This window comes from Bradyrhizobium sp. AUGA SZCCT0176 (assembly GCF_018130145.1).
GTDB lineage: Bacteria > Pseudomonadota > Alphaproteobacteria > Rhizobiales > Xanthobacteraceae > Bradyrhizobium.
Window position 1 is genome coordinate 478,914 of record NZ_JAFCMB010000001.1, and the last position, 26,227, is coordinate 505,140.

25 protein-coding genes are annotated in these 26,227 nt (G+C 62.4%); 14 read left to right on the plus strand and 11 right to left on the minus strand.

Going from position 1 to position 26,227, the window contains the following annotated elements; translation table 11 throughout:
* Window positions 1–88: 88 nt before the first annotated feature.
* The 4 genes from recF to rpsT all read right to left on the minus strand — a co-directional run bounded on the left by recF (window position 89) and on the right by rpsT (window position 5,745).
* Window positions 89–1,228 carry a DNA replication/repair protein RecF gene (recF, locus tag JQ600_RS02270; RefSeq protein WP_212263213.1) on the minus strand — a complete coding sequence of 380 codons (1,140 nt, stop codon included), beginning with the start codon at window positions 1,226–1,228 and terminating at the stop codon, window positions 89–91.
* A 133-nt stretch (window positions 1,229–1,361) separates the two neighbouring features.
* Complete coding sequence (dnaN, locus tag JQ600_RS02275) at window positions 1,362–2,480, minus strand: DNA polymerase III subunit beta (RefSeq protein WP_212032095.1); 1,119 nt, start codon at window positions 2,478–2,480, stop codon at window positions 1,362–1,364.
* Between the two features lie 353 nt (window positions 2,481–2,833).
* On the minus strand, window positions 2,834–4,264 hold the full coding sequence (gene dnaA / locus JQ600_RS02280) for a chromosomal replication initiator protein DnaA (protein WP_212263212.1): 1,431 nt from the start codon (window positions 4,262–4,264) through the stop codon (window positions 2,834–2,836).
* Window positions 4,265–5,478: 1,214 nt separating this feature from the next.
* Window positions 5,479–5,745, minus strand: a complete 267-nt coding sequence (gene rpsT, locus JQ600_RS02285; protein WP_212263211.1) for a 30S ribosomal protein S20 — start codon at window positions 5,743–5,745, stop codon at window positions 5,479–5,481.
* Between the two features lie 346 nt (window positions 5,746–6,091).
* Here rpsT and JQ600_RS02290 point away from each other — a divergent pair, with 346 nt between their 5' ends.
* The 4 genes from JQ600_RS02290 to JQ600_RS02305 all read left to right on the plus strand — a co-directional run bounded on the left by JQ600_RS02290 (window position 6,092) and on the right by JQ600_RS02305 (window position 9,383).
* Complete coding sequence (locus JQ600_RS02290; RefSeq protein ID WP_192736318.1) at window positions 6,092–6,409, plus strand: hypothetical protein; 318 nt, start codon at window positions 6,092–6,094, stop codon at window positions 6,407–6,409.
* A 151-nt stretch (window positions 6,410–6,560) separates the two neighbouring features.
* Entirely contained in the window at window positions 6,561–7,217 is a 657-nt protein-coding gene (msrA, locus tag JQ600_RS02295; RefSeq protein ID WP_212386358.1) for a peptide-methionine (S)-S-oxide reductase MsrA, read from the plus strand.
* Between the two features lie 250 nt (window positions 7,218–7,467).
* A complete protein-coding gene (locus JQ600_RS02300; RefSeq protein WP_212386359.1) occupies window positions 7,468–8,223 on the plus strand; it encodes a polysaccharide biosynthesis/export family protein in 756 nt (251 codons plus the stop codon).
* Between the two features lie 152 nt (window positions 8,224–8,375).
* A complete protein-coding gene (locus JQ600_RS02305; RefSeq protein WP_212386360.1) occupies window positions 8,376–9,383 on the plus strand; it encodes a tripartite tricarboxylate transporter substrate binding protein in 1,008 nt (335 codons plus the stop codon).
* Between the two features lie 52 nt (window positions 9,384–9,435).
* On the opposite strand, the gene JQ600_RS02310 is transcribed toward JQ600_RS02305, so the two are convergent.
* The 3 genes from JQ600_RS02310 to JQ600_RS02320 all read right to left on the minus strand — a co-directional run bounded on the left by JQ600_RS02310 (window position 9,436) and on the right by JQ600_RS02320 (window position 11,331).
* The gene (locus tag JQ600_RS02310) at window positions 9,436–10,107 is read right to left on the minus strand and encodes a dienelactone hydrolase family protein (RefSeq protein ID WP_212263207.1); all 672 of its coding nucleotides are present in this window, start codon (window positions 10,105–10,107) and stop codon (window positions 9,436–9,438) included.
* A 91-nt stretch (window positions 10,108–10,198) separates the two neighbouring features.
* Window positions 10,199–10,546 (minus strand): hypothetical protein, encoded by a 348-nt coding sequence (locus tag JQ600_RS02315; protein ID WP_212386361.1) that lies wholly within the window; start codon window positions 10,544–10,546, stop codon window positions 10,199–10,201.
* Window positions 10,543–11,331, minus strand: a complete 789-nt coding sequence (locus JQ600_RS02320; RefSeq protein ID WP_212386362.1) for an alpha/beta fold hydrolase — start codon at window positions 11,329–11,331, stop codon at window positions 10,543–10,545. Before JQ600_RS02320 ends, JQ600_RS02315 begins: the two co-directional genes overlap by 4 nt.
* Window positions 11,332–11,651: 320 nt before the next feature.
* Here JQ600_RS02320 and JQ600_RS02325 point away from each other — a divergent pair, with 320 nt between their 5' ends.
* From JQ600_RS02325 to JQ600_RS02335, 3 genes are all read left to right on the plus strand, one after another.
* A complete protein-coding gene (locus tag JQ600_RS02325; protein ID WP_212263204.1) occupies window positions 11,652–12,143 on the plus strand; it encodes a (2Fe-2S)-binding protein in 492 nt (163 codons plus the stop codon).
* Complete coding sequence (locus JQ600_RS02330; RefSeq protein ID WP_212489648.1) at window positions 12,140–14,431, plus strand: molybdopterin cofactor-binding domain-containing protein; 2,292 nt, start codon at window positions 12,140–12,142, stop codon at window positions 14,429–14,431. Before JQ600_RS02325 ends, JQ600_RS02330 begins: the two co-directional genes overlap by 4 nt.
* A gap of 267 nt (window positions 14,432–14,698) precedes the next feature.
* Entirely contained in the window at window positions 14,699–15,037 is a 339-nt protein-coding gene (locus JQ600_RS02335; protein WP_212386364.1) for a hypothetical protein, read from the plus strand.
* Window positions 15,038–15,049: 12 nt separating this feature from the next.
* Here JQ600_RS02335 and JQ600_RS02340 read toward each other — a convergent pair whose 3' ends face one another.
* Entirely contained in the window at window positions 15,050–15,706 is a 657-nt protein-coding gene (locus tag JQ600_RS02340) for an alpha/beta fold hydrolase (protein ID WP_249135645.1), read from the minus strand.
* Between the two features lie 225 nt (window positions 15,707–15,931).
* Here JQ600_RS02340 and JQ600_RS02345 point away from each other — a divergent pair, with 225 nt between their 5' ends.
* Complete coding sequence (locus tag JQ600_RS02345) at window positions 15,932–17,239, plus strand: aminotransferase class V-fold PLP-dependent enzyme (RefSeq protein WP_212386366.1); 1,308 nt, start codon at window positions 15,932–15,934, stop codon at window positions 17,237–17,239.
* A 789-nt stretch (window positions 17,240–18,028) separates the two neighbouring features.
* On the opposite strand, the gene JQ600_RS02350 is transcribed toward JQ600_RS02345, so the two are convergent.
* Window positions 18,029–18,817, minus strand: coding sequence for an MOSC domain-containing protein (locus JQ600_RS02350; RefSeq protein ID WP_283814665.1), 789 nt, complete (start codon window positions 18,815–18,817; stop codon window positions 18,029–18,031).
* An 888-nt stretch (window positions 18,818–19,705) separates the two neighbouring features.
* On the opposite strand from JQ600_RS02350, the gene JQ600_RS02355 reads away from it, so the two are divergent.
* Window positions 19,706–20,803 (plus strand): HD-GYP domain-containing protein, encoded by a 1,098-nt coding sequence (locus JQ600_RS02355; protein ID WP_212268690.1) that lies wholly within the window; start codon window positions 19,706–19,708, stop codon window positions 20,801–20,803.
* 121 nt (window positions 20,804–20,924) lie between these two features.
* Here the strand turns inward: JQ600_RS02355 and JQ600_RS02360 are convergent, their stop codons facing one another.
* Window positions 20,925–22,511 (minus strand): AMP-binding protein, encoded by a 1,587-nt coding sequence (locus tag JQ600_RS02360; RefSeq protein WP_212391436.1) that lies wholly within the window; start codon window positions 22,509–22,511, stop codon window positions 20,925–20,927.
* A 198-nt stretch (window positions 22,512–22,709) separates the two neighbouring features.
* Window positions 22,710–23,129: a VOC family protein gene (locus JQ600_RS02365; protein ID WP_212391438.1), complete on the minus strand. Its 420-nt coding sequence runs from the start codon at window positions 23,127–23,129 to the stop codon at window positions 22,710–22,712.
* 133 nt (window positions 23,130–23,262) lie between these two features.
* Between JQ600_RS02365 and JQ600_RS02370 the strand changes: the two genes are divergently transcribed.
* The 5 genes from JQ600_RS02370 (at window position 23,263) to JQ600_RS02390 (ending at window position 26,218) form a co-directional block, all read left to right on the plus strand.
* Window positions 23,263–24,240 (plus strand): tripartite tricarboxylate transporter substrate binding protein, encoded by a 978-nt coding sequence (locus JQ600_RS02370; RefSeq protein ID WP_212275753.1) that lies wholly within the window; start codon window positions 23,263–23,265, stop codon window positions 24,238–24,240.
* Window positions 24,241–24,330: 90 nt separating this feature from the next.
* Window positions 24,331–24,588 (plus strand): DUF3551 domain-containing protein, encoded by a 258-nt coding sequence (locus tag JQ600_RS02375; protein ID WP_212391440.1) that lies wholly within the window; start codon window positions 24,331–24,333, stop codon window positions 24,586–24,588.
* A 58-nt stretch (window positions 24,589–24,646) separates the two neighbouring features.
* Window positions 24,647–25,114 (plus strand): helix-turn-helix transcriptional regulator, encoded by a 468-nt coding sequence (locus tag JQ600_RS37355; RefSeq protein WP_212391443.1) that lies wholly within the window; start codon window positions 24,647–24,649, stop codon window positions 25,112–25,114.
* Window positions 25,081–25,458, plus strand: a complete 378-nt coding sequence (locus tag JQ600_RS02385) for an SRPBCC domain-containing protein (protein ID WP_312011104.1) — start codon at window positions 25,081–25,083, stop codon at window positions 25,456–25,458. Before JQ600_RS37355 ends, JQ600_RS02385 begins: the two co-directional genes overlap by 34 nt.
* 22 nt (window positions 25,459–25,480) lie before the next feature.
* Window positions 25,481–26,218: a thioredoxin family protein gene (locus JQ600_RS02390; protein WP_212391445.1), complete on the plus strand. Its 738-nt coding sequence runs from the start codon at window positions 25,481–25,483 to the stop codon at window positions 26,216–26,218.
* The last annotated feature ends 9 nt before the right edge of the window (window positions 26,219–26,227 follow it).

The following is a 26,227-nucleotide window of genomic DNA, read 5'->3' on the forward strand; positions in this document are numbered from 1 at the left end:
GCCTGACAGGCGCAGCAGCGATGGCCGCGCGTCGTGGCGCGATTGCTGGAGTCTAGTCGCGCGGGTGGGCGTTGAGGTTCAACCGGGCTCAGGCGCGGCGGGTGACGTGGCCGGAATCCACGTCGAAAACCTCGCCGGATGCGCCGATATCGGCGAATGCCGCCGGATCGGCGCCGGTCATCCAGACCTGCGCGCCGAGTTTTTCCAGCTCATTGAACAGCGCCTTGCGCCTGCCCGGATCGAGATGTGCGATGACCTCGTCGAGCAGCAACAGCGGCACGATGCCGGTCATCTCGGCGACCAGCGTGGCATGGGCCAGCACCAGCCCGATCAGCAGCGCCTTCTGTTCGCCGGTGGAGGCATCGCGCGCCGGCATGTTCTTCGGCGCGTAGACCACTTGCAGGTCGGTCAAATGCGGGCCGTCCAGCGTACGGCCTGCCGCGGCGTCGCGCGGGCGGCTCGCGCGCAGGATCTCGCGGTAGCGATCTTCCACGGCCGTCGCGGGCTCGCCCACCAGCGCATTCTCCATCCAGCCGTCGAGCATGATCTGCGCCGACGGAAACGCGGAAGCCGCGCCCCGTTCGCGCAGCATCGCTGCGAGTTTTGTGACGGTCTGGCCGCGGGTGGCCGCGACCGCGACCGCAAGCTCGGCGGTTTCGCGCTCGATCGCGTCGCACCAATGGTCGTCGTAATTGCGAACTTCGAGCAGCCGGTTGCGCGAGCGCAGCGAACGCTCCAGCGCCGACACGCGGCTGGAATGTTCGCTGTCGATCGCCAGCACCAGCCGGTCGAAGAAGCGCCGCCGTTCCGAGGCTGCGCCAAGAAACAGTCCGTCCATCGCCGGCGTCAGCCACACCATGCGCAAATGATCGCCGAACGCGGTCGCCGAGCCGACCGGCTCGCGGTCGATCCGGCAGCGGCGGCCAGTGGAACTGTTTTCATTTCCGGGCGCATCGATCCCGGTGCCCAGCGTCGCCAGCCCCAGCGCGCCCTCGACTTCGGCGGAGACGGCCCAGGAGCCGTTGCCCTGATTGTCGGCGACATCTTCCAGCGTCGCGCGCCGCAAGCCCCGTCCCGGCGACAGAAACGAGATCGCCTCGAGGCAATTGGTCTTGCCGGCGCCGTTCGGCCCCACCAGCACCACGACGTCGCCGCGCGTCTGCACGCTCCCCGCCCGATAATTGCGAAAATGCGTCAGTGTCAGCTTGTGGATGCGGGAGGGGGTCATAACGAAACTCTTTCGTCATGCCCGGCCTTGTGCCGGGCATCCACGTCTTTACTGCGCCTAAGACGTGGATGGCCGGGACAAGCCCGGCCATGACGCAATTTGGGCAGCAAGCCCGGCAATGACAAGTGGACCGTCACACCCGCATCGGCATCAGCACGTAGAGCGCGCCTTTGTTATCCTTGTCCTGCACCAGGGTCGGGGAGCCGGGATCGGCCAGCCGCAGCACCGCGACCTCGCCTTCGATCTGGGCGGCGATATCAAGGAGATAGCGCGAGTTGAATCCGATATCGAGCGCGTCGGAGGCGTATTCGACTTCGAGTTCTTCGGTGGCGCTGCCGGAATCCGGGTTGGTCACCGAGAGCACCAGCTTGCCGGCCGACAACGCCAGTTTCACCGCGCGGCCGCGTTCGCTCGAAATGGTCGAGACGCGGTCGACCGCGGCCTCGAAATCCTTCTTGTCGACGATCAGTTCCTTGTCGTTGTTCTGCGGAATGACGCGGCCGTAATCCGGGAAGGTGCCGTCGATCAGTTTCGAGGTCAGCACCACATTGCCGAGGGTGAAGCGGATCTTGCCCTGCGACAATTCGATCGAGACTTCGGCTTCATTGTCCTCGATCAGCCGCTGCACTTCGCCGACGGTCTTGCGCGGCACGATCACACCGGGCATGCCGACGGCGCCCTTCGGGAGAGCCAGATCGATCTGCGCCAGCCGGTGTCCGTCGGTCGCTACCCCGCGCAAGGTCGCAGCCTTGGCGCTGCCGGCCGAGTGCAAATAGATGCCGTTGAGGTAATAGCGGGTCTCTTCGGTCGAGATCGCAAATTGGGTGCGGTCGATCAGGCGCTTGACGTCGGCGGCGGCCAGCGAGAACGAATGCGTCATGTCGCCGGCGGCCAGATCGGGGAAATCGCTTTCGGGAAGGGTCTGCAGCGTGAAGCGCGAACGGCCGGCGCGGATCGCCAGCACCGAACGGTCGCCGTCGGCCTCCAGCACGATCTGCGCGCCATCGGGCAGCTTGCGGACGATGTCGTAGAACATGTGCGCCGGCACGGTGGTCGAGCCGGCGGTTCCGGTTTCCGCTGCCAGGGTTTCCGTCACCTCGAGATCGAGGTCGGTCGCCTTCAGCGACAGTTTGGCGTTCTCGGCACGGATCAGCACGTTGCCGAGGATCGGGATGGTGTTGCGGCGCTCGACCACGCGATGGACGTGGCCCAGCGATTTCAGGAGTTGCGCGCGTTCGACGGTGACCTTCATTGCAATACCCGCCTGATCCCTAAGATGGAAAAGCCGGGCGGCCCTGAAGGCACGCCGCGGCCATTGAAACCCGAAAAGCCGGATCAAGATGGGACTTGATCAAACCTTCGGGGGGACCGCAAGGTGGCGCGGATAGGGTTTAAGCGCAAGGGATTACGACGCCGTTTCCCACGGTTTGCAGGCAAATTCACCGTCGTCCCGGCCTGGTGCGCAATTGCGCACCACGGGCCGGGACCCATAACCACAGGCGTTCGTGGCTGCATAAGCCGTCAGCCAGGGTGCCCAAAAGCCCGGCCGCGGAGTATGGGTTCCGGCGCCCGTGCGCAATTCGCACTAGGCCGGAATGACTGCGTTCATTCCTGCAATTGGCGCTTCAGCGATTCCACTTCTTCCGACAGCGCCGTATCCCGGGACACCAGTGCCTCGATCTTGCGCACGGCGTGCAGCACCGTGGTGTGGTCGCGTCCGCCGAACCGGCGGCCGATCTCGGGCAGCGAGCGCAGCGTCAGCGTCTTGGCCAGGTACATCGCGACCTGGCGCGGGCGAACCACATTGGCGGTACGCCGGGAGGACAACAGGTCCGAACGGCTGACGTTATATTGGCGGGCCACCACGCGCTGGATGTCCTCGATCTTGATCCGCTTCGGTTCCTGCGGACGGATCAGGTCGCGGACTTCGCGCTCGGCCATTTCCAGCGTCACCGGCTGGGCGTTGAGCTTGGAGTGCGCGAGCAGCCGGTTGATGGCGCCTTCGAGATCCCGGCCGTTATGGGTGATGGTGCGCGCGAGATAATCCAGCACCGGTTCCGGTACGTCGAAGCTCGCATGATGGGCACGGGCCGCGGCGACGCGCGATTTGAGGATGCCGAGCCGAAGCTCTTCGCCGAGCGAACCCATTTCCACGACGAGGCCGCCGGCCAGCCGCGAGCGCACGCGATCATCGAGGCTTTCGAGATCGGACGGCGGGCGGTCGGCCGCGATCACGACCTGGCGGCCGGCATCGATCAGCGCGTTCAGCGTATGGCAGAACTCGGCCTGGGTCGATTTGCCCTGCAGAAACTGCAGATCGTCGATCACGAGCACGTCGATGCCGCGTAGCGCTTCCTTGAAGGCCAGCGCCGTCTGCGTCTTCAGCGCCGCGACGAAGCCGTACATGAACTTCTCGGCGGTGAGATAGAGCACCTTGCGCTCGTTGCCGGAATTGCCGGCCCACGTGACGGCCTGCAACAGATGGGTTTTGCCGAGGCCGACGCCGGCGTGAATATAGAGAGGATTGAACATCACGGCATCGCCGCGCCGCCCTTCGGCGACCTGGCGTGCCGCCGCATGCGCCAGCGTGTTGGAGCGGCCGATCACGAAACTTGCAAAGGTGAGGCGCGGGTCGAGCGGCGAGCCGCCGAGCGCATCATGGCTCGCGGACACCGGCGCGGTCGCGGTGGCGCGCAGCTCGGGCGCGGGGCGACCGTTGGCATGCTCGACGCGGCGCTGATCGGCCGGCGCGGGAGCTTCCTTCGCGGGTGCGGCGCATCGCATCGCCGTGCGCACGGTGAGGTCGATCCGGTGCACTTCGGGCATCTCGGCCTGCCAGCAGGCGAGAACGCGATCGGCGTAATGCGCCTGGATCCAGCTCTTGAGGAACCGGGTCGGAACCGACAGATGGACGTTCTCGTCCTGCACGCCTTCCAGATCCATGCGCGCGAACCAACTCGAATAGACGTCTTCGCCTACCGTCGTCCGCAACCGACCCTTCACCCGCGACCAGCGATCCTGTTCGATATTCGTCATTGCCTGATAACTTTTCTGAAAGAGTAATGTTCGTTGCTAATTCGCCTTGCAGGGTTCCTGCCAACAGGGGTGCTGCAAGGCGCGACCTCACGCGGGGCTTCAACTCCGGACATAGATCGACCGTTCGGCGCGAACGCCGCTGGTCAGATTTTCAGTTGGAGAAGAAGGTTTCCCGCGAGGTCAGCGCGTACTCGACGGCCCGTCCGGAGTTCGCACCGAGGAATGGTTGGAAAAGAAGGCTGGAGCAACCAATACGGTCTGTTGTGAAATGCGTCCGTCTAATGCCGCGATTCCGTAAAGCATAGTGCCTCCCCCTCTCGCCGCGAGAACGCGGCGAGTTGTCATGTCGAAAGTGTTTTCAAAGTCAGTCTGCCGCTACCGGACATCTGCCCGGCGCTGCGCCGCCGCGTAACCTCAGTCTGTCGTCTTCAACACGTTCACGCACTCCGCGTTCCCAACGCTGCGGTTGCCAACACTTGCCTTATCTCCCTAGTCATCGACACGCGAAACCTGCACGCCACGCCTGAGAAATTTAGACACAGAACAACCATTCTCATATTGCTATGAGTTACCAACTTAGCATCGCTTGGAAAGCGTCGCTAACGCGCACACCGCCGCCGATTTGCACGTCCACCCTTGGGTCTCAAACCGCGCTGGTCTGGAGAGCCGTGGGCGTCGCGAACGACACTAGATGTACACCAAGCGGAAATTCTGACAATCCGTGAATCGACGTGTGTGACCGAGTCCTCGGCTGTGTGGCCGGGTTGCAATTGTGACACTCGAAAGCAACGTTTTGGATTCGTGAACAGATTCGCGCGCGCTTGCGCATCGTGACAATTTTCGACGCACTCGAGAAAAATTTTAAGAAACCGTTACAATCGCGCTTGCGCAGACCATTTTTCAAACCGCTTGAAGTCGCTATGTGGATAAGTGATTAGCGAGACGAAGTTTTTCGCGATTCTTTTTTAGGGTAACTCTCGCGTGGCTGTTGCGGGCAAACAGCGGGAATCTTTTGGAACCTCGCGCAGCAAAACTCGCTGTGCATCTCGCGTCTGCGCACAGCATTGCCGTTGCAACAAACTGCACCGCGTAAAACTACGGGGCCGAAGAAATATGACACGCGCTCTGCTGTGCAGCAACGGGACAATCGAACTGGAAAAAGAAAAAGCCCGGCCAAGGCCGGGCTTCTTTGACGAATATTTTTTTTCGTCAGTTCATTTCGCGAGCTTGGCGATCTGGTGCGTCAGGCGTGACACCTTCCGGCTCGCGTTGTTCTTGTGAATGATGTTGCGCTGCGCGGCTTGCATCAGTTCCGGTTCCGCGTGCGCCATCGCCTTCAACGCTGCATCGCGGTCGCCGCTCTTGATGGCTTCTTCGACGGTGCGAACCGCACCACGCATCTGGGTGCGGCGCGACTTGTTGATGATGGTGCGGCGGGCAATCTTGCGGGTCGCCTTCTTGGCGGAAGTGGTATTGGCCATGTTCTCAACTATCCTTCGGCTGTCATCGCTCGGGTGGTCGGGCTTGAGCGCGCCGGCCGTTCAAATTGCGCTGGTGTGTTTCAGGGTGTCCTTGAGGTCGCCATGCTCGGAAGCCAAAATGCTCCCACCGCGGCGCGGCTCAAAGAACAGCGGCGGCGGGATTGCGCCCGCCGCCATTGGGGGTCTTATAGAGGGCTGGTTCTGCACCGTCAACGCTTTCTGGACCCACCAAAAATCGGAAAATCCGGCCGGAAATGGCGCATAAGCTGCTGACGAGGTTGAATTTATTAGGGGAGCCCGGTATTGGGCTGACGGCCTTCCGGGCCCGACAGGTATAAGGTGACGCATGATCCGCGGTTTCTTCCGGCTAATTGGCCTGCTGCTCCTGGCCGGCGGATTCATCTTCATGGTCTATGACGGCGCACGTTATGTCGCCGACCAGACCCTGCGTTTCACCCGCTTCGGGCAGTTCTGGAACGACATCCATCAGTCCAGCCAGCTGGCGTTTCGCACTTCGGTCGAGGGTGCCGCGCCCTGGCTCTGGAACAGCGTCATCAAGGTCCTGCTGGACCAGCCGGTTTTCGCTGTGCTGGGCGTGTTCGGCATTCTCTTGATGATCCTGTTCCGGCCCCGCAAGCCGTTGATCGGCTATTCGCGGGACTGACAGGCTTTGGTTCAGCAAAGGCCGGGCGTTGCCAACGCTGCGTAAGGAGGCTTGCGTAACAGGGCTGCGGCAACCCGCGTAAAGCCTTATATAGAAGTCAGCCGGCTGCCGCCGTTTGCGCGCCAGCCGATGTTCCGCCTGGAGGCAATCCATGTTGTTCATGCGCAAGACCACCGCGTTGCCGAGTGCCGCCGAAGCGCTGCCGGGCCGCGCCACGCCGATCCCGACCGCGTCAACCCATTTCGTCAACGGCCGCAAGCTGCAGCCGCCTTATCCCGCAGGTCTCGAGCAGGCGGTGTTCGCGCTCGGCTGTTTCTGGGGCGCCGAACGCAAGTTCTGGCAACTCGGCGAGGGCATTTTTGCGACCGCCGTCGGTTACGCCGGCGGCCACACGCCCAATCCGACCTACGAAGAAGTTTGCTCGGGCCGCACCGGTCACACCGAAGTGGTGCTGGTCGTGTTCGATCCGAAGAAGTTCTCCTACGAAGCGCTGCTGAAGACGTTCTGGGAAAATCACAACCCGACGCAGGGCATGCGCCAGGGCAATGATGTCGGCACCCAATATCGTTCCGCGATCTACACGCTCAGCGATGCGCAAGCCAAAGCCGCCGATGCGTCGAAGGCGATGTACCAGAAGGCGCTGGCGGCCAAGGGTCTTGGCGCCATCACTACCGAGATCGCACCGTCAGGCGAATTCTATTTTGCCGAGGACTATCACCAGCAATATCTCGCCAAGAATCCGGCCGGCTATTGCGGGCTGGGTGGCACCGGCGTGTCGTGCCCGATCGGCGTCGGTGTGACCGCTTGATTGACTAGTTCTTTCTTCACCTCTCCCCGCCTGCGGGGAGAGGTCGGATTGCATCGCAGATGCAATCCGGGTGAGGGGGTACAGGTCTAACGATTACACCACCCTCGCGGTGAGAGCCCCTCACCCCAACCCTCTCCCCGTAAGAACGGGGAGAGGGAGTCTCACCGCTTCCTCTCGCCCGCACCGCACCCCAAAAAAACGCTTTGTTAACCATAACCGGTGCAAGACTAGAGCTGTCTCGCTTTGAGGGATGGCTCCGGTGCGAGTTGCGCGCGCGTTTCGATTTTCGATCACTGCGATGATGGCCGCGCTCGCTCTGTCGGGGTGCATGCGCACGGCTGGACCCGTCGCGGTCGCGCCGCAAGCCGATCTCGACGCCATGACCTATGGCGCGGCGCCGGCGCCGGTCGTCGTCGTGGACAATAGCGGCGGCGGCGCCATCAGCGCGATGCGCGCGTCCTTTGCCAGAACGCCGCGTCCAGTTTACGCGCCCGCTCCCGTGGTTGTCGCGGCGCCCGTCGCCTACGCCGAACCGGTCCGATATGACACGTCGTATCATCTCGATGCCGGCGACAGGCTGCGCGTCGTGGTCTACGGCCAGGAAGGCCTCACCAATACTTACGCGATCGATGCCGGCGGCTCGATCACGATACCGCTGATCGGCTCGGTGCCGGCGCGCGGCCGCACGCCCGCCGGTCTCGCAGCCGAGATCGCAGCCAAACTGCGTGCCGGCTTCATCCGTGATCCCTCCGTCGCGGTCGAGATCGAAGCCTACCGGCCGTTCTTCATCCTCGGCGAAGTGGCGGCGCCCGGACAATATCCTTACGTGCCCAACATGACCGTCGAAAGCGCGGTTGCGATTGCCGGCGGTTTCTCGCCCCGCGCGCGGCGCGATCGGGTCACGGTCACGCACACCGATGGCTCGGGAACCGCGCGCTACATCGTTCCGCCCGGCACTTCGATCAGCCCGGGCGATACGGTGCTGGTCGGCGAGCGCTGGTTCTAGCGGCGCTGTTCGGATCATTCCGTGCTGCGGCATTACCGGGCTGTGGTGAATCAGCGCATTCGGCGCGAAGCGCCGGATCGGAACTTGCCTCGCACAGGCCAGCGGCATATGCCGCCGTCAACGCAATCCATTTAAATCAACCAGGGGAAGAGATGAGCATCCGTTTGCCAACCAAGCTCGTGCGCACTGCAATTTCAGCTGCCATGATCGCAGGCATTGCCATGACGGCCGTGTGCGTGTCCGCGGAACAGGCGGCGGCGCAGTCCTATCCGGAGCGGCGAATAACCTTCGTGGTGCCTTATCCCGCGGGAGGAGCCACCGACGTTTCGGCGCGCCTTTTGGCCAACAAACTGTCGGAAGCGTGGAAGCAGCCCGTCGTCGTCGAAAACAAGTCGGGCGGCGGCGGTGTGGTCGGCAATGATTACGTCGCCAAGGCGCAGCCCGATGGTTACACCGTGCTGGTCGCCATCACCCAGATCATCCAGGCGCCGAGCCTAGTTGGGAAATTGCCCTACGACGTCTTCAAGGATCTCGCGCCGGTGACCCAGGTCGGGCTGTCGACGGTCGTGCTGACGGTCCCCGAGGCGCAGCCGATCAAGACGGTCAAGGAACTGATCGATCACGCCAAGGCAAACCCCGGCAAGGTGCCGTACGGCTCGTTCGGCAACGCGACGACGTCGCATCTCTACGGCGAACTCCTGAAGAAGAACGCGGGCATCGACATGACCCATGTTCCCTATCGTGGCGCGGCGCCGCTGGTGAACGATCTGCTCAACAACACGGTGACCGCAGGCTTCGTCGATCTGACCACGGCCGGCCCGCAAATCCAGGCAGGCAAGGTCCGGGCGCTGGCGGTCGGCGGCGAAAAGCGCAGGACCCAGTTGCCGAACGTGCCGACGATGGCCGAACTCGGCTTCCCCGGCTTTGAGGCCGAAGGTTGGGTCGGTGTCTTCGTGCCCGCTGCAACGCCCAAGGACATCGTCACGAAACTGTCCGCGGAACTGGCCCGCATCATCGCATCCCCTGAGGGCACCGCGGGGCTCGAGACGGTCAGCCTGATGCCCGTCGGCGGCACGGCGGAAACCTTCGAAGCCACCCTGCGCCGTGACTACGCACGCTGGGCGGATGTGGTGAAAGCCACCGGCGTCAAGGGCGAGTAATCATTGTCGCCCCGGCGAAGGCCGGGGCGACGGGTGAATGACGCCGTTGCCGTCACTTCAAATGTTTTGCAAAGAAATCGAGGCTGCGCGGCCAGGCGATGTCGGCGCTGGCTTTGTCGTAGCTGGCCCGCTCGTCGCAGTGAAAGCCGTGCTGCGCGCCGGGATAGACAAAGACTTCGACGTCGGGCCGCTTGGTCTTGATGGTCTCGACGTCGGTCAGCGGAATGCCGGCGTCCTTTTCGCCGAAATGCAGTTGCGTCGGCACTTTCGGTTTGTCGTCGGCGAAGCGGACGACGGCGCCGCCGTAATAGCCGACCGCGGCCGATAGCCCCGTCAGCTTGGTCGCAGCGGCGAAAGCGATGCTGCCGCCGAGGCAGAATCCGATGATGCCGACCGGGCCCACGCTCTTGACCGTATCGATCGCGGCCTGAGTGTCGAGCAACATCGCCGGCCAATCCGGATTGGCGATGAATTTGCGCGCGTTCGCGACCTCATCCGGCGAATAGCCGCATTGGAAGTTCGGGCTGATACGGTCGAAGATCGACGGCGCGATCGCGACATAGCCGGCGCCTGCAAGGCGATCGCACACCGAACGAATATGGTGATTGACGCCAAAGATCTCCTGGATCACCACGATGGCCGCCTTGGGCGCGCCCGCGGGATCGGCGCGATAGCCGCCGAGTTTGAAACCGTCCGAAGCCGTCAGTGTAATATCCTGTCCCACGGGTCATCCTTTTTGTTGCAGGTTTGCTTTTTGTTGAAGATTTGCTTTTCGTTGAAGGGTTGCTCGAAGCCTGTTGCAGGGCAGGCGGCGGTTACTGCCACATCCAGTTGTGACCCCAGTCGCCCTTCCAGCCCGCCAGCCGGCCTTTGCGGAATTGCAGATAGAGCCGGTGCTTGCTCGGAAACAATCCGCTGCCGCCGAGATCGCGGAAGGTGAGGAACACCTCATCGCCCGGCCGTCCCTTGACGTAATTGAGCGGAGTTCCAAGCGCGCGTTCGGCTTCCATCGCATCCATGCCGAACACCAGCGGCGTGGTGTTCGACAGGGTTTCGGTGAACGGCGGCGGGTAGGGGCCGCCGAACGGCGGCAGATGCTGTGCAAGCGCGGGTGCCAAAGTGCCTGACACCATCAGAAAGGCCGCGGCGGCAATCGCCTTCATGTCGTGGCCCTCGTGGCGGCCTTTGCATCTAGGCCATCAAGGAACGGCAGCACCGCTTCGATAAAGGCCTGCGGCTGATCGATGTTGACGGCGTGGCCGGCGGCCGGAACCACCACCTTCTTCGCGCCGGGAATTTTTGTCGCCATGTAATCGGATGCGGCCAGGAACGGCGTGTCGTCGGCGCCGACCACGACCAGCGACGGCACCTTGATGTCGGGCAGCGATTCGATCACGCGCGCGTCGCGCTGGATCAGCATGCCGCGCGCGGCCCGCGCCAGTCCCGAGGCATCGCGATGGCTGACGCCCGAGCGTTCGCGGCTGGCGGATTTCAGGACGTCCAGGCCCTCGCGATCGAAGCGGTTGCCGGTTTCACGGGCGCGCTTGTTCCAGACCTCGCGCGCATCGTCCTTCTTGAAGCCGGGTCCGGTGTCGATGATCAGAAGCGCCCGCACCCGCTCGGGGTGGCTGCGATAGAACGCCAGCGACATGTAACCGCCGAGCGACAGCCCGCCGACGATGGCCTTGTCCGCGCCGACCTCGTCGAGCAATGCTGCCATGTCGGCCACCGTCAGCGCTTCGCTATAGGCTGCGGGATCATCGGGATAATCCGACTGGCCGTGGCCGCGCATGTCCCACAACACGAGTTTGTGATGCTTCGACAGCGCCTCGATCTGGCCCTGCCACATCCCTGATGTCGAGGAATAACCGTGGGTCAAGAGCAGCGGTGGGCCGCTGCCATGCACCTCGTAATGGATGTTGACGCCGTCACGGTTGATCTTCGGCATTGCGATTTTCCGGCCAGGATAATGTGCGATTTCGATCCGGTGGTATCCTAGCGCGATCTTTCGGCGGTTGGGAAATGCGGAAATGGCGGACCGTGCCCACGCCGGCGCATTCCAAATCAAGGGCACGCGCAACATCTTGCCGCAGCGCACAACCAGATTTTTCAAAATTTTATTCTCTTCGAACGATTCCAAATTGCATTGCCTCTAATTCGGATCGGTATCATTCTGCGCGCCAACTGACATCGAGCCGGTGGGTGCCAGGAATACCCAACAGTGATTGCCGCCGTAAGCGGCTTCATGCACCGGAAGGGGAAGCGCAAATGCCAAATCTGAATATCAACGGGCGGAATATGTCCGTCGAGGCGGCGGGCGATACGCCGCTGCTATGGGTCATCCGCGAGCAATTGCAGATGACCGGCACGAAATTCGGATGCGGCGCCGGCCTGTGTGGCGCCTGCACGATTCACGTCAACGGCGAAGCCGTCAGGTCCTGCCAGACCCCGGTCAGCGAGGCCGTCGGCAAGAAGATCACCACCATCGAAGGCCTCAGCGCCAAGAGCGATCACCCGCTGCAGAAGGCCTGGATCCTCGAGCAGGTTCCGCAATGCGGCTACTGCCAGTCCGGCCAGATCATGCAGGCGGCTTCGCTGCTGTCCAAGAATTCCAATCCGACCAAGGAAGAAGTGGTTGCGCATATGGACGGCAATCTGTGCCGCTGCATGACCTATTCCCGCATCCAGAAGGCGATCCTGCGCGCCGCCGCCGACATGCGCACCGCGTCCAACGCCGGCACCGAGCGGAGGCCCACATGAACACTCACGTGAAAAAGATATCCGGCGAACCCGCCGACCTCAGCCGCCGTTCATTCCTCGTCGGCACCGCCGCCGCAGGCCTCGCGCTCGGCTACTCTGCCGTTCCCGGTCTGCTCGGCGCCGATCAGGCGCTGGCGGCACCGGCCAAGTTCGATCCCAGCGTCTGGTACTCGATCGGATCGGATGGATTGGTCACCGTGACGTGCGGCAAGGCCGATATGGGCCAGCACATCGCCTCGACCATGGCGCAGATCGTTTCCGAAGAGCTCGGCTCGTCCTGGAAGGACATGCGGGTTCAGCTTGCCTCCAACGATCCGAAGTTCAACGATCCCGTCCTGGGCGCGCAGATCACCGGCGGCAGCTGGTCGACGATGATGAACTTCGATGCGATGAGCCGCGCGGGCGCCGCCGGGCGGATCGCGCTGACGCAGGCGGCGGCCACGATCATGGGCGTTCCCGCCGGCGAACTGGTGGTGCGCGATTCCACCGTGTCGCATCCGAAGTCGAAGAAGTCGATGAGCTTCGCCGACATCGTCAAGAGCGGCAAGATCACCAAGACTTTCACGCCCGACGAACTCAAGGCGATCAAGCTCAAGACTCCCGATCAATACACCATGGTCGGCGTTTCCGTTCCGCAGCTCGACATTCCCCCGAAGAGCAACGGCACGGCCAAATACGGCATCGACGTCAATCTGCCGGGCATGGTCTACGGCGCTGTGGTGACCCCGCCGGTGCGCTTTGGCGCCACGGTGAAATCGGTCGATGATTCCGCGGCCAAGAAAGTGCCGGGCTTCATCAAGGCGGTGACGCTCGACGACAAGACCGGCAGCACGACTGGCTGGGTGGTGGCGGTAGCCAATACCTATGCCAATGCGAAGAAGGCGGCGGGAGCGCTGAAGGTCGCCTATGACGGTGGTCCGAACGCCAAGCTGTCGAGCGAGTCGCTGCTGGAAGAGGCGAAGCGGCTGCAGAAGCTGGATGATTCCGGGCAGTTCTTCGTCAAGGACGGCGATACCGCGGCCGCCTTCGGCACCGCGGCGAAAGTGCTGGAGGCGGAATACACCACCAGCATCAACATCCATGCGCCGCTCGAGCCGATGAACGCCACCGCGGAGTTCAAGGGCGACATCCTGAATATCTATTCCGGCAACCAGTTCGCGACGCGCTCCGGCGCGATCGCGGCGGGCGCCGCCGGTATAGATCCGAAGTTCGTCGTGATGCATCAGATGTGGCTGGGCGGCGGCTTCGGCCGGCGTCTCGATGCCGACATGATGGTGCCCGCGGTGCAGGCGGCGAAAGCCGTCGGCAAGCCGGTCAAGGTGATCTATTCCCGCGAAAACGACATGACCATGGACTATTCGCGGCCGCTGACCTTCCAGAAGGTCAAGGCGGGCCTCGATGGCGACGGCAAACTGATCGCGCTCAATCACGACGTGGTCAGCGCGTGGCCGACCCAGCGCTGGGGCATCCCCGATTTCCTGTCGCCTTCGGTCGACAAGAAGGGGCCGCTGGATGCGTTCACCGTGAACGGGGCGGATTTCTTCTATTCCGTGCCCAATCACAATGTGCGCGCCATCAAGAACGAGATGGCGCACAACGCCACCCCGTCGGGACAGCTGCGGTCGGTCGCACCGGGCTGGACCTTCTGGGCGGTCGAAAGCATGATCGACGAACTCGCCCACGCCGCCGGCAAGGATCCCGCCGAGTACCGGATCTCCCTGCTCGACGGCAAAGGCAAGAACGATGGTGGCGCGCAGCGTCTGCGCAGCACCCTGCTCGCGGCGATGGGCATGGCCGGCTACGGCACCGTCAAACTCCCCAAGGGAGAAGGCATGGGCGTGGCCTGCGTGTCGTCGCAGGAGCGGGCGACCGCGAGCTGGACCGCCTGCGTGGCCCATGTCGCGGTTTCGCCGAGCGGCGAGGTCAAGGTCAAGAAGCTGACCGTGGCCACCGACGTCGGCATGCAGGTGCATCCCGACAACATCCGCGCCCAGGTCGAGGGTGCGGCGCTGTGGGGCCTTTCGCTCGCGATGTATGAAAAGGCGACGCTGAAGGACGGCGGTATCGAGCAGACCAACTTCGATACCTACACCCCGCTCCGCATGAGCCAGATGCCGGAAGTCGCCGTCAACGTCATCGCCAACGGCGAAAAGCCGACCGGCGTCGGCGAGCCGGCGGTGACCGTGATCGCGCCCGCGCTGGGCAACGCCATCTTCAACGCCTGCGGCGCCCGCGTCCGCGCGTTGCCGATCACGGCGGAGGCGGTAAAGGCGAGCATGAAGGCGTAGGACTGCCTCAGGTTACGCAACAACAACGATCCGCCGGAGATTTCTCCGGCGGATTTTTTTGCGTTGTTGGCGCGAAGCTCCCACAACCGTCATTGCGAGCGCAGCGAAGCAATCCATAGCAGCCAAAAAAACAAGTGTGGATTGCTTCGCTCGCAATGACGGCGGAAGCTCCGTTGGCGGGTTCTCTTTAATCCGCCGCACGATTACGAGATGGCGTGTTAAAGAGAGCCCGCCCTACGCGAGCTATGGGTGGTAGCGGAGAGAAAAATGCAGCAAGCGATCAGCGCGCTTCTCGTACTTGGACCGCTTCCGAGCTCTGCGGCTGCTACCGTTCCAACGATGCAAGCATTTGAGGAGCAGATGTCGAAGGTTCAAACGCCTGTCACGGATGAAGAGGCTTGCGCGTTAGTGAAACTCTTCGGTCCAGACGGTTGCTTCGGACTTGCGTGGACCCTGTTGCATCTGATCGAGACAGCGCCCGGTTGGCCGGTTGAACGTGCATTGATTGGCTTCGAAGGCGAATGGATAGATCGCCTTCGCGAGCGAGCCGAGGGCCGGAGGGCGGATTCCCTTCAATCCGCCATCTCGTATGGGCCGGCGGGTTAAAGAGAACCCGCCCTACGCGACCTGCGCCAGCAATATCTCCGTCAGGGCCTCGGGCTGCAGCCGTGCTACATTGTGCCCGCAATCGAGGGCAAAGGTCGACCACTCCGGCTCGCCGCTCAGGCGTTGATAGAGGTCAAGGAACGGACTTCCCTCCCACCCATGCGCACCGATGTAGGTCTTGCGCGGCACCTCACGCCAGCGTCCGCTGAGATTGATCGATTGGAGAAACGTCGCCATCGGCTGCGGCCGGCATCGCGGGTCAAGCGTGGGAGGGGGCGCGCAGTTTAGTCCGTCAGCGTTGGCGCCCGCGACGAAGAGATCCCGAAAACGCGGCGTCGTCAGCGACCAGACCGAGTCGCCGGAATCAGGCACGTAGGCGTCGACATAGACCAGCGCCCGGATTTGCGATGGCGCAGCGTCAGCTGCGCCGCTCACGACCATCCCGCCGTAGGATTGTCCAACCAGGACCACGTCGCCCTGATGCAACTTCACGGCGCTGACGATCTCACCAATATGAGTTTCAAGATTGGCCATCGGGGCGGGCTCATCGCCGAGCCCTGAAAGCGTGATCGGCAAGGCCGTGTGTCCGTGCGCGGTCAGTATCTCTGCCACCTGTTGGTAGACCCAGCCGCCCTGCCAGCCGCCGGGGATCAGGATAAAGGTGGCCATATCATTCATCCCTGACGTTGACACCTGCGGAGATTCGACATCTCCTTGGCCGAAATCAAGACCACGTGCCGGCTGACTGTGCTGAATTGAAGCTCGTAGAGCGACGTCCCTTTAATCCGCCATCTCGTATCGATCGGCGGGTCAAAGAGAACCCGCCCTACGCTGATGTCATGAAGCTGTCGTCTCAAATTGAGATCAAGCGCCCCTGATCCGAGGGAGGCTATCATGAACCGGACCCCGCAGTTTTCCAGGCGCGGCGTGCTGGGTGGCACGGCGGCGGCCATCGTCACGGCCAGCAGCGCCAGCGCGCAAAATGGCGCATCGTCACTTCCGTCGTTCACGCGGACTGGCGACAGCATCTCGCAGGACCGGCCGTTCTGGGAGCAAGTCGCGTCGCTCTATGACGTCGATCGCGGCATGGCCAATCTGGAGAACGGCTATTGGGGCATCATGGCCAGGCCGGTTCTTGCCGAATTCGTTCGCCAGACGGAGAGGGTCAATCAACAGAATACCGCCTATGCCCGCACGAAATTTGGCGCGGATTCCGACGCGGTCGTCAGCGCGCTCGCACGTACGGCCGGTGTCGACAAGGATGAGATCGCCATCACCCGGGGGGCGACCGAGGCGCTGCAGAATCTCATTGTCAACTATAACCGCCTTCAGCCCGGCGATTCCGTTCTCTACGCCGATCTCGACTATGACTCGATGCAATTCGCAATGGAGTGGCTGAAAGACCGGCGCGGTGTCGGCGTTTTCAAGATCGCGCTGCCGGAACCCGCCAGCAGGCAGGCCATTCTCGATGCCTACGCCAAAGCCATCCGCGAAACGCCGAAGCTGAAGCTGATCCTGCTTACCCATCTCAGCCATCGCACCGGATTGATCATCCCGGTCAAGGAAATCGCCGCGATGGCGCGGGAGAAGAACATCGACGTCATTCTCGATGCCGCGCATTCATGGGGTCAGGTCGATTTTCAAATCGCCGATCTCGGCGTCGATTTCATCGGCTTCAACCTGCACAAATGGATCGGGGCGCCGGTCGGCATTGGCTTCCTCTATATCCGGAAAGGCCGCCTGGATGCGATCGACCGGCACTATGGCGACGGCAGTTTCGATCCGAACGACATCCGCACGCGCGTCCATACCGGTACCGCGAACTTCGCGACCATCCTGACGCTCCCGCTGGCGTTGAAGTTACACGAGACCATCGGCACGGCGGCCAAGGCCGCACGTCTGCGCTATCTGCGCGACCGCTGGGTCGCAAAGGCGCGCGCGTTGCCGAACATCGAGGTGCTGACGCCGGACGAGCCGGGTTTGGCTGCAGGGATCACGTCATTCCGGGTAAAGAACAAGGGATCGCGCGAGGACAACAATGCGTTGGTCGTCGCCTTGCGCGACAGACACAAGGTTCTCACCGTGCGCCGCGATGGCGTAGCCAGGGGGCAGTGCATCCGTGTCAGCCCCGCGCTGTATACGACCGAGGAAGAACTCGATCGCTTCGTCGCCGCTCTCGCGGTTGAGACGAGTATGGGTTGAAGCTCCGTTTCCCTTTCACAGCGGGGCTTGCATAGGGCATAGGGCGGGTTCTCTCTAACCCGCCATCTCGTATGGATCGACGAGTTAAAGAGAACCCGCCCTGCGAGCTTGCTCGAAATTCATTGCCCGTACAATTTGCTAAGTACGGTTAGCACAAGCAAAGTTAGTGGAAGCGCCACGATCATCGTGAGCAATCGTTGCTGAACAAACACTCTGGTCTGTTCATCCTTGGGAAACATCTCCCAAGTCATGTGCTCCCAAAAGCCAACTCGTTTTGACGGCTTAAGGCCGCGCATCCAAAGAGAGCATTGTGTGATCACTACGGCAATCGCCAAAGAGAGCAGCATAATCCAGGCCGTCCGTGTCATTTCGCAAGTCTCTCTTCAAGCAGCTTGCCAAGCTTTGACACCGCTAGTTCGAAGCATCTATTGCTTGTACAATTCGGCAAACGCATAGTGCGCAAGCACCGTCACTGGGAGCACTATGATCGCCGTGAGCAAACGTTGCTTGTAGTATTCCTTCGTCTGCTCATCCCTAGGAGGCATCTCCCATAACAGGTGCTCCCACAGGCTAATTCTTTTAGACGGTCTAATGTTGCGTATCCAAAGGGACGCTTGCGTGATCGCTGTTGCAATCAACAAAGAAAGCACCAAAAGCCACGGCACCTTCGCCATATCGAAAGTCCTCTTCTGAGTAGGTTGCCAAGCTGCCAAGGTACCCGGCGGTTTCCCTTTAATCCGCCATCTCGCATGGATCGGTGGGTCAAAGAGAACCCGCCCGACACCGCTACTAATCCTCAAGAACGATCTCGTCACCCGGGCGAACCAGTCCCTCCACCAGCACAGCGGCGTAGACGCCCGCTCTGTTGTCATGGTTCTTGGCGACATACTGCAAGATATCGGGGTTCTCTTCGAGCGACTCCGGATCAAGGTTGATCATGCGACAACGGATGTCGCGTTCCAGAACGTGGACCGTCAGTTTCGGACCGATCCGCAGCCTGCGGCCGACGAATGCGTCTTCGGCGAAGCTTTCACCGGAGTTGAGATCGACATAGAGGTTTTCGCGAAAGCGGCGCTTGTCGAGCCTCACACCCACCGCGCGGCCGATGCCGTCGATTGTCCGGGTCGCAAGCAGCGACAGCGGGCGGCAGTCCGTGATGGCGCGATCCGACCGTCGCATGGTCAGCGCGCCCGGCGAGGACTCGTCGGTCAGCGCGCCGAGCAACCTGTCATCATCAACCCCGAGAATTTCTCCCGACGGCGTCTCGACATCGACAGCCAGATCCTCAAAGCCCGGAAAAAGCGGGGTGATGCCAGGCCCGCGCGCCTCGGCCTCGGCAAGATTGCTCGGCAGCACGGAACGCGCCGGCTCCCGGAAAAACGGACGATAGCGCAGCATGTCCGGACGAGCCCGTGCCGTCAGATACGGAAATGCGGTGGGCGCGGCCGAGTTATGGACCGCGTAAAGGCGGTCGCCCAAAACTCCGGAGAAACTGACATAGGCTTCCGGCAGCATTTCGCCGCGCATGCTCTTCACAGGATAGCGCCAAACACTTTCGACCCGACCAACAACATTCATCCAAATCGACCACGGCTGATTGCATTACTTTTCACACCGTAGTTTCCTTTCAGATGAATTGCAAAAGCCTGACTGAGTCGCCTTGCACGCAAGCGCAATCTCGCGGCTCGCTTGCGACAAATCAACCCGACGGGCAAATCAATTCCGATTTACAGAAATCATGTCAAGTCCTAAATTTCCGAAAATCAAAAACATTTCTCTTCCCTTCCACCCCAAATCACCTGCACATCAATAGCCATCCCGTCCCACTCAGAGGGGCGTTGGCCATCGTCACAACGAGGGGCGGGTCGCGGTGGACGCTGAGGTTGCGATTGACGGTCGCGGCTGAGGCGTACGGTGAAAGCGTGTGGTCCTGGCGCCCGTAACGGCGTCAAGCCTTAAGGGAGCTAACGCTTCCGAGGGGCGACGGTGGCAATAGAGGCCGTCTCACCGGGGAGAGCGCGTCATAAGCCGTAAAGCCATTGCGCAGGGAATGTCGGATGCTCTCCGCTGCCCTGTATGCTCGTGTGCACCATCTTGTTGCACAATCGCACACGAGACCGCGGGTGCAGCGCGCATCCGGCATTCCCTGCGCCCTCTGGATTTTTGGGGGCGAAGAATTTGAAAGCCTCGGGCGCAATGCGTCGCGAGAATGCGAAACTATATCCACGTCGTCCCGGCGAAGGCCGGGACCCATACGCCGCGGCCTATCGGTTAGAGCGCCGGCGTTAGTGACCTTCGACAGCAACGACCGCCGCGGCGTATGGGTCCCGGCTCAAGGCCGGGACGACGAATCCCTAAAATTCTATCGATCCCGATCAATCAACATTCACGATACGTCTTAAGCCACAAGGAACTCCTTATCCGGTAGCTTGGCGGACGGTCATCACCGCAAGGCCCTGGGGTCCTATGACAGCATTAACCAACAAGACTCCGTCCAAGCGCCGGCTGCTGCTGGCGTCGGATCGGAGCGATCAAAGCAGCGAACTGGCCGGCATTCTGCAGTCGGTCGGCCAAGTGGACATGATCGCCACGACGGATATTCCCGACGCGCCGGCGCGCGATCTCTCCGGCATCGTGGTCGACATCAATTTGCGCTCGGCCGAGAGCGTGCAGATGGTGCGCAACAAGCTGCGCACCGAAGCCTATCGCGAAATGCCGCGGCTGTTCGTGCTGGCGGACGCGCTGCATCACGGGTCGATGCAGGCCTGGGCGCTCGGCGCCACCGACACCATCGCGCGCCCGTTCGACGCGCAGGGCATCCTGCAGCGCATCCGGGCGGCCTTTCCGGACGACAGTTCATACAACGAGACCGACCGCGGCAAGGCGCTGAACCGGGGCGTCGAAGCCGCGCACGGCGTCATGGTCAGGATTTTCAACGGCATGCGGGCCGGCGAGCCGCTGAAATTCAGCGACATCGTGCAGGCCGAAAACAAGATTCTGAAAGCCATCAAGCACACCTCGCTGCGTGAATGGCTGACGACCGTCGGCTGCCACCACACCGACAGCTATCGGCATTGCCTGTTCGTGACCGGCTTTGCGGTCGCCTTCGCCCAGCATCTCGGCATGCGCGAGGACGACCAGCGCCGTCTCGCCCGCGCCGCGCTGCTGCACGACGTTGGCAAGGCGTTCATCCCGGTCGCGATCCTCGACAAGCCGGATCCGCTGACGCCGGAGGAAATGGAAGAGATGCGCCAGCACCCGCGGCGCGGCTATGACGCGCTGGCGGCGCAAGGTGGTTTTCCGCCGGAAATGCTCGACGTGGTGCTGCACCACCATGAATTCCTCGACGGCACCGGCTATCCCGACGGCCTCTCCGGCAAGGAGATCAGCGACATCGTGCGCCTGACGACCATCGTGGACATCTACGCCGCCCTCGTCGAGAAGCGCGCCTACCGGCTGCAGTTCACCCACGTCAAGGCGTTCGGGGTGATGGAAGAGATGGGCGACAAGCTCGATCAGCACCTGCTGCAAGCCTTCCGCCCGATCGCGTTCGGGTATGGGTGAGCGCCCGTCATTCCGGGGCGCGCGAAGCGTGAACCCGGAATCTCGAGATTCCCCGGTGCGCAATTGCGCACCTGAGGTCTGGTCCTTCGGACCATCCCGGAATGACGTGCTAAGGCGCACGTCACTCCAGCAACTTCCGCAATTCCGCCTTCGCCACCTTCTCCAGCGTCGAGCGCGGCATCTCGTCGACGAAGATGATCTCGCGCGGCACCTTGAAATCGGCCAGCGCATTGCGACAGGCCGCCATCACGGCATCATGCAGATCGGCCGGCGCGGCCGCGACGCCCGCCAGCGGAATGATGAACACGACCGGCACCTCGTCCAGCATCGGATGCTTCTTCGCCACCACCGCGGCCTCGCGCACCCCGGGCACCAGCGCGACCACCTGCTCGATCTCGGAGGCCGCGACGTTCTCGCCGCCGACCTTCAGCATGTCCTTGGCGCGGTCGCCGAACTTGATGAAGCCGTTGTCCAGCAGCGTGACGCGGTCGCCGGTGATGAAATAGCCGTGCTCGTCGAAGCTCTCGCGCGTCGCCTTGTCGTTGTGCAGATACTCTGAAAACAGCGAGAGGCCGGGAATGCCCTTGATCAGGAGATTGCCGGTGTCGCCGACTTCGGTCTGCCGGCCGTCGTCATCGGTAATGCGGATCTCATATTCCGGCGCCGCGCGGCCGATCGACATCGGCGTGTTGGGCTGATCGACCTCGCCGACGATGCCGTGGGTGATGGTCTCGGTCATGCCCCACCAGCCGATGGTCTTGACGCCGAAGGCGGCGAAAGGCGGCGGATCGTTCACCGCCGTGCCCCAGAGCCGGAATTTGTGATGCTTCGGAATCTCGTGTTCCAGCAGCGCCTTCAAGCAGAACGGGATCGTCGAGGTCCAGGTGCAGCCATGTTCCAGCGCGACGTTCCAGAACCGGCTCGCGGAAAACCGCGGCTGGATCACGCAGGACGCGCCGACCCACAGCGTTGCGAGCATCGAATAGGCCAGCGCGTTGGTATGGAACAGCGGCAGATAGGTCTGGTGCACGTCGCCCTGATGCAAGTCCTCATGGGCGGCGTTGATCTTGCCGCCCCACAGCGCGTTGGCATGCGTCCACAGCACCGCCTTCGGGCGCGACGTGGTGCCGGAGGTATATTGCACGCTGCAGGGCGCAAACGGGTCGGTGGCGCGGCGCGGCCGGTCCGTGCTGTCGGCGAACAACGATTCGAAACTATCGCCGCGCGGCGCGCCTTTGCCTTGCGCGGGCACGGCGCCGGCGTCATGCGAGATCACGGCGATCCAGCGCAGATCGCGGCAATGGGCCGAAATCAATTCGGCATAGGCCGGCTGGGTGATCGCGGCGACCGCGCCGCAATGGCCGGCGAAATATTCCATTTCGGCGGCGGCTGAGCGGGTGTTGGTGGTGACGGCGATGGCGCCGAGCTCGACGCAGGCGAACCACGCCAGCATCGCCTCGATGCAATTGTCGAGATGAACAAGCACATAGTCGCCGGGCTTGATGCCGCGTTTGACGAGGCCCGCCGCGAGCGCGCCGACGCGTTCGTGAAATTCGCCGTAGGACCAGCTCCGCGCCGGGGCCTCGAACGGCGCCCAGATCAGGAAGGGATGATTGCGGCGGCTCTCTGCCCGCATCCGCAGCAGCCATGGCACGTCGAGGCCTGCGAATGGTCCGACGACGCCAGGTGCTGCCTGTGAAATAGACATATGTCCTCCCGGTGCAGCTTCGACCGCTGCCTTGGTTATTGCTTGGGAGCAGTTCTGCCATTGGATGGCGGGATGATCAAATCGTAGAAGCTCGTCATGCCCGGGCTTGTCCCGGGCATCCACGTCTTCACGGTATGGCGGCGAGAAAAGACGTGGATGGCCGGGTCAAGCCCGGCCATGACGGAAAAGCAAAACGTCTTACGTCACATCCCCCTCATACGACGAAATCTCAATCAAGCTTCCGTCCGGATCCCTGCAATAGACCGAACGCAGCGTGCCGCGCGCGCCCTGCTTGGCGACCGGGCCTTCCTCGATCGCGACGCCGTTCGCCTTGAGATGCGCGACCACCTGGTCCGGCGTGCTCGCGGTCAGGAAACACAGATCGTCGCTGCCGGCGGTTTCATGATCGGCCGTGAACCATTCGACCTTGTCGGCATCGCGCGGCCGCACGTTGATTTTCTGGTTCCCGAACACCAGCGATGTCCGCGGCGTTTTGCCCGGGCCGGGATCGAACACCTTGACCTCCATGCCGAGGATGTTCCGGTACCACTCGGCGGAACGTGCCACATCGGAGACATTGATCACGAGATGATCGAGCGCATTCACCTTGACGGACATGCCTAATCCTTTGGTCGCGCCTTGAGGGCGTTGCGTCGCACTGGTCGCATGGATGTTTGTTTGTTACAACGCGGCCCTTGCTCAGTTCAATAGAAACGGCCCGGGTGAACCCGGGCCCCAGGGAGATTAACTCATGATTTCACGCCGTACCGCGATCTGCCTGACGGCAATCGGCCTTTCGATGACCGCTTCGATCGGCACTGCCTTGGCGGCGGATTATCCGACGCGGCCGGTCAAGTGGGTGGTCGGATATCCGCCCGGCGGCGCCACCGACATCATTGCGCGCCTGCTCGGCCAGCGGCTGTCGGAGCGGCTCGGCCAGCAATTCGTGATCGAAAACAAGCCCGGCGCCGGCAACAACATCGCCACCGAATCGGTGATCAATGCCGAACCGGACGGCTACACGCTTCTGCTGGTCAATCCGGCGAACTACATCAACGCATCGCTGTACGCCAACCTGAAATTCAACGTCGTTCGCGACATCGCGCCGGTCGCGGCGTTCAATCGCGTGCCGAACGTGATGACGGTCAACAATAACGTGCCGGCGAAGACGGTTGCCGAGTTCATCGCCTATGTGAAGGCCAACCCGGGCAAGGTGAACCTGGCGTCATCGGGCAACGGCACCTCGGTGCATCTGTCCGGCGAAATGTTCATGATGATGTCGGGCGCCAAGATGCAGCACGTGCCCTACCGCGGCGCTGCGCCCGCGATCACCGACCTGCTCGGCGGTCAGGTTCAGGTGATCTTCGACAACATGCCCTCGATCCTGCAGCACATCCGTGCCGGTTCGCTGCGCGCGCTGGCGGTGACCTCGACGGTGCGGTCCGGCCTCCTGCCCGACGTGCCTGTCCTCGCCGACACCATTCCCGGCTACGAGGCGAGCGCGCTGTTCGGCATGGGGGCTCCGAAGAACACGCCCAAGGAAATCATCGAGAAGCTGAACAAGGAAGTGAACGCGGTGCTGGCGGAGCCTGCGATCAAGGCGAAGCTGGTCGATCTCGGTGGTGAGCCGCTGATCGGCCCGCCTGACGCGTTCGGCAAGATGATCGTGGAAGAAACCGAGAAGTGGAAGAAAGTGATCGACAGCGCCAATATCGAGAAGGTGCAGTAACGCGCCTCTCGGAACCTGCTCCGGGTCGCGAGGTTTTGAACCTGAGGCGACCCGGCGATGCGGTATGATCGCATGGAGGAGGATTCCACCATGCGCGATGTGAAACTGGCCATGTTGGTTGTGCTGGCGGCCGGATCGGCCACGATCGCTGGACCGACGCCCGCCGCCGCTTACGATTATCCCTACTGTGTTCAGGGCCGCGGCGTCGGCATTCCCGGCGACTGTTCTTACCAGACCTATCAGCAGTGCATGGCCTCGGCCGCCGGCCGCGGCGTGTATTGCAATGTCAATCCGCGCGCGGCGCTGAACCAGCAGCCGCGGCGCGGCCGGGTCTATCGGGATTACTGATCAGGGAAATCAGCAGCAGGCGCTTGACGTCTGATCTTTTGCGCGTATAGTAAACCATATGGTTAAGTATCAAGAAGACGTCCTGGACCGTACCTTCGCAGCCCTCGCCGATCCGACGAGGCGCGCACTGGTGGCGCGGCTCGGCGACCGCGAAAGCCTTTCCGTGAGCGAACTGGCGCAGCCCTTTGCGATGTCGCTGCCCGCGATCATGAAGCATCTCGACGTGTTGTCGGATGCCGGCCTGATCGCGCGCGCGAAAACCGGCCGCACCGTGGCGTGCCGGTTGACCGCCAAGCCTATGGAGCAGGCGATGGACTGGTTGAACCGCTACCAGCGCTTCTGGTCCGATAATCTCGACCGACTTGCAGCTTTTGTGGAGGAAGACCCATGGCCACCCAGTCAAGCATCCAGCCGGATTCCCGCCGCGACACCGGCCTCGCAACCAGCCCAAGCCTCACCCTCAAACGTCGTATCAATGCGGCGCCGGCGAAAATCTACGCCGCGTGGACCGACCCGGAAAAACTAGCGGCGTGGTTCGGGCCCTCGAAGGTCAGGGAAGGTTCGGTGCAGGCGGAGACGGATCTGCGCGTTGGCGGCCGCTACCGCATCAGCTTCAATGCCACCGACGGCGAGTATTTTCAGGCCGGCGGCGTTTATCGCGAAATCGTGCCGAACGAGCTGATAGTGATGAGCTGGGCCTGGCATTCGACGCCGGAACGCGAATCGCAGCTCACCATTTCGCTCAAGCCGGACGGCGCCGGCACGCTGCTGACGCTGCATCACGAGCAGTTCTTCAACGAGGCCGCGCGCGACGGCCATGAGAAGGGCTGGACTGAACTGCTCGGCAAGCTCGAACAATTTGTCAGTTGAACCCTCAACGCAGGAGCTGCCCATGCAGCCGCATAGTGTCGTCTCACGCGAAGCGTGGATCGCCGCGCGCAAAACCCATCTTGAACATGAGAAGGAGCTGACCCAGGCCCGCGAGCGCCTGAGCGAGGAACGTCGCGCGCTGCCCTGGGTCAAGGTCGACAAGGACTATGTGTTCGACGGGCCCGGAGGCCGGATGACACTGGCCGAGCTGTTCAAGGGGCGCAGCCAGCTTGTCGTGCAGCATTTCATGTTTGCTCCCGACTGGGAGGAGGGCTGCAAGCACTGCTCGTTCTGGGCCGACGGGTTTGAGCGCATCATCCCGCATCTCGCCGCGCGCGACACCACGCTGGTCGCGATTTCGCGGGCGCCGGTTGAAAAGCTTGCGGCGTTCAAGGCGCGGATGGGCTGGACCTTCGACTGGCTGTCGTCGGGAAGCAACGATTTCAATTACGATTACGAGGTGTCGTTCACGCCGGAGGCGCTCAAGTCGGAAGACAGCAGGTATAATTTCGGCACCACCCGCATCGGCATGGAGGAAGCGCCCGGCATCAGCGTGTTCTATCGCGACGAGGCCGGGAATATCTTCCACACCTATTCCTGTTTCGCGCGCGGCCTCGACATGATGAACGCCGCCTATCATTATCTCGACCTGACGCCGCTCGGTCGTCATGAGGAGGATCTGCCATATCCGATGGACTGGGTGCGGCTACGTGACCAATACACACCGGCGCCGGTTCAGGCATCCTGCTGCCACTCCTAACAGAAGTCG

Excerpts from the sequence above, each read along its gene's own strand:
- recF (WP_212263213.1), bottom strand. The coding sequence starts at position 1,228 with ATGACCCCCTCCCGCATCCACAAGCTGACACTGACGCATTTTCGCAAT.
- dnaN (WP_212032095.1), bottom strand. The coding sequence starts at position 2,480 with ATGAAGGTCACCGTCGAACGCGCGCAACTCCTGAAATCGCTGGGCCAC.
- dnaA (WP_212263212.1), bottom strand. The coding sequence starts at position 4,264 with ATGACGAATATCGAACAGGATCGCTGGTCGCGGGTGAAGGGTCGGTTG.
- rpsT (WP_212263211.1), bottom strand. The coding sequence starts at position 5,745 with ATGGCCAATACCACTTCCGCCAAGAAGGCGACCCGCAAGATTGCCCGC.
- JQ600_RS02290 (WP_192736318.1), top strand. The coding sequence starts at position 6,092 with ATGATCCGCGGTTTCTTCCGGCTAATTGGCCTGCTGCTCCTGGCCGGC.
- msrA (WP_212386358.1), top strand. The coding sequence starts at position 6,561 with ATGTTGTTCATGCGCAAGACCACCGCGTTGCCGAGTGCCGCCGAAGCG.
- JQ600_RS02300 (WP_212386359.1), top strand. The coding sequence starts at position 7,468 with ATGGCTCCGGTGCGAGTTGCGCGCGCGTTTCGATTTTCGATCACTGCG.
- JQ600_RS02305 (WP_212386360.1), top strand. The coding sequence starts at position 8,376 with ATGAGCATCCGTTTGCCAACCAAGCTCGTGCGCACTGCAATTTCAGCT.
- JQ600_RS02315 (WP_212386361.1), bottom strand. The coding sequence starts at position 10,546 with ATGAAGGCGATTGCCGCCGCGGCCTTTCTGATGGTGTCAGGCACTTTG.
- JQ600_RS02320 (WP_212386362.1), bottom strand. The coding sequence starts at position 11,331 with ATGCCGAAGATCAACCGTGACGGCGTCAACATCCATTACGAGGTGCAT.
- JQ600_RS02325 (WP_212263204.1), top strand. The coding sequence starts at position 11,652 with ATGCCAAATCTGAATATCAACGGGCGGAATATGTCCGTCGAGGCGGCG.
- JQ600_RS02330 (WP_212489648.1), top strand. The coding sequence starts at position 12,140 with ATGAACACTCACGTGAAAAAGATATCCGGCGAACCCGCCGACCTCAGC.
- JQ600_RS02335 (WP_212386364.1), top strand. The coding sequence starts at position 14,699 with ATGCAGCAAGCGATCAGCGCGCTTCTCGTACTTGGACCGCTTCCGAGC.
- JQ600_RS02340 (WP_249135645.1), bottom strand. The coding sequence starts at position 15,706 with ATGGCCACCTTTATCCTGATCCCCGGCGGCTGGCAGGGCGGCTGGGTC.
- JQ600_RS02345 (WP_212386366.1), top strand. The coding sequence starts at position 15,932 with ATGAACCGGACCCCGCAGTTTTCCAGGCGCGGCGTGCTGGGTGGCACG.
- JQ600_RS02350 (WP_283814665.1), bottom strand. The coding sequence starts at position 18,817 with ATGAATGTTGTTGGTCGGGTCGAAAGTGTTTGGCGCTATCCTGTGAAG.
- JQ600_RS02355 (WP_212268690.1), top strand. The coding sequence starts at position 19,706 with ATGACAGCATTAACCAACAAGACTCCGTCCAAGCGCCGGCTGCTGCTG.
- JQ600_RS02360 (WP_212391436.1), bottom strand. The coding sequence starts at position 22,511 with ATGTCTATTTCACAGGCAGCACCTGGCGTCGTCGGACCATTCGCAGGC.
- JQ600_RS02365 (WP_212391438.1), bottom strand. The coding sequence starts at position 23,129 with ATGTCCGTCAAGGTGAATGCGCTCGATCATCTCGTGATCAATGTCTCC.
- JQ600_RS02370 (WP_212275753.1), top strand. The coding sequence starts at position 23,263 with ATGATTTCACGCCGTACCGCGATCTGCCTGACGGCAATCGGCCTTTCG.
- JQ600_RS02375 (WP_212391440.1), top strand. The coding sequence starts at position 24,331 with ATGCGCGATGTGAAACTGGCCATGTTGGTTGTGCTGGCGGCCGGATCG.
- JQ600_RS37355 (WP_212391443.1), top strand. The coding sequence starts at position 24,647 with ATGGTTAAGTATCAAGAAGACGTCCTGGACCGTACCTTCGCAGCCCTC.
- JQ600_RS02390 (WP_212391445.1), top strand. The coding sequence starts at position 25,481 with ATGCAGCCGCATAGTGTCGTCTCACGCGAAGCGTGGATCGCCGCGCGC.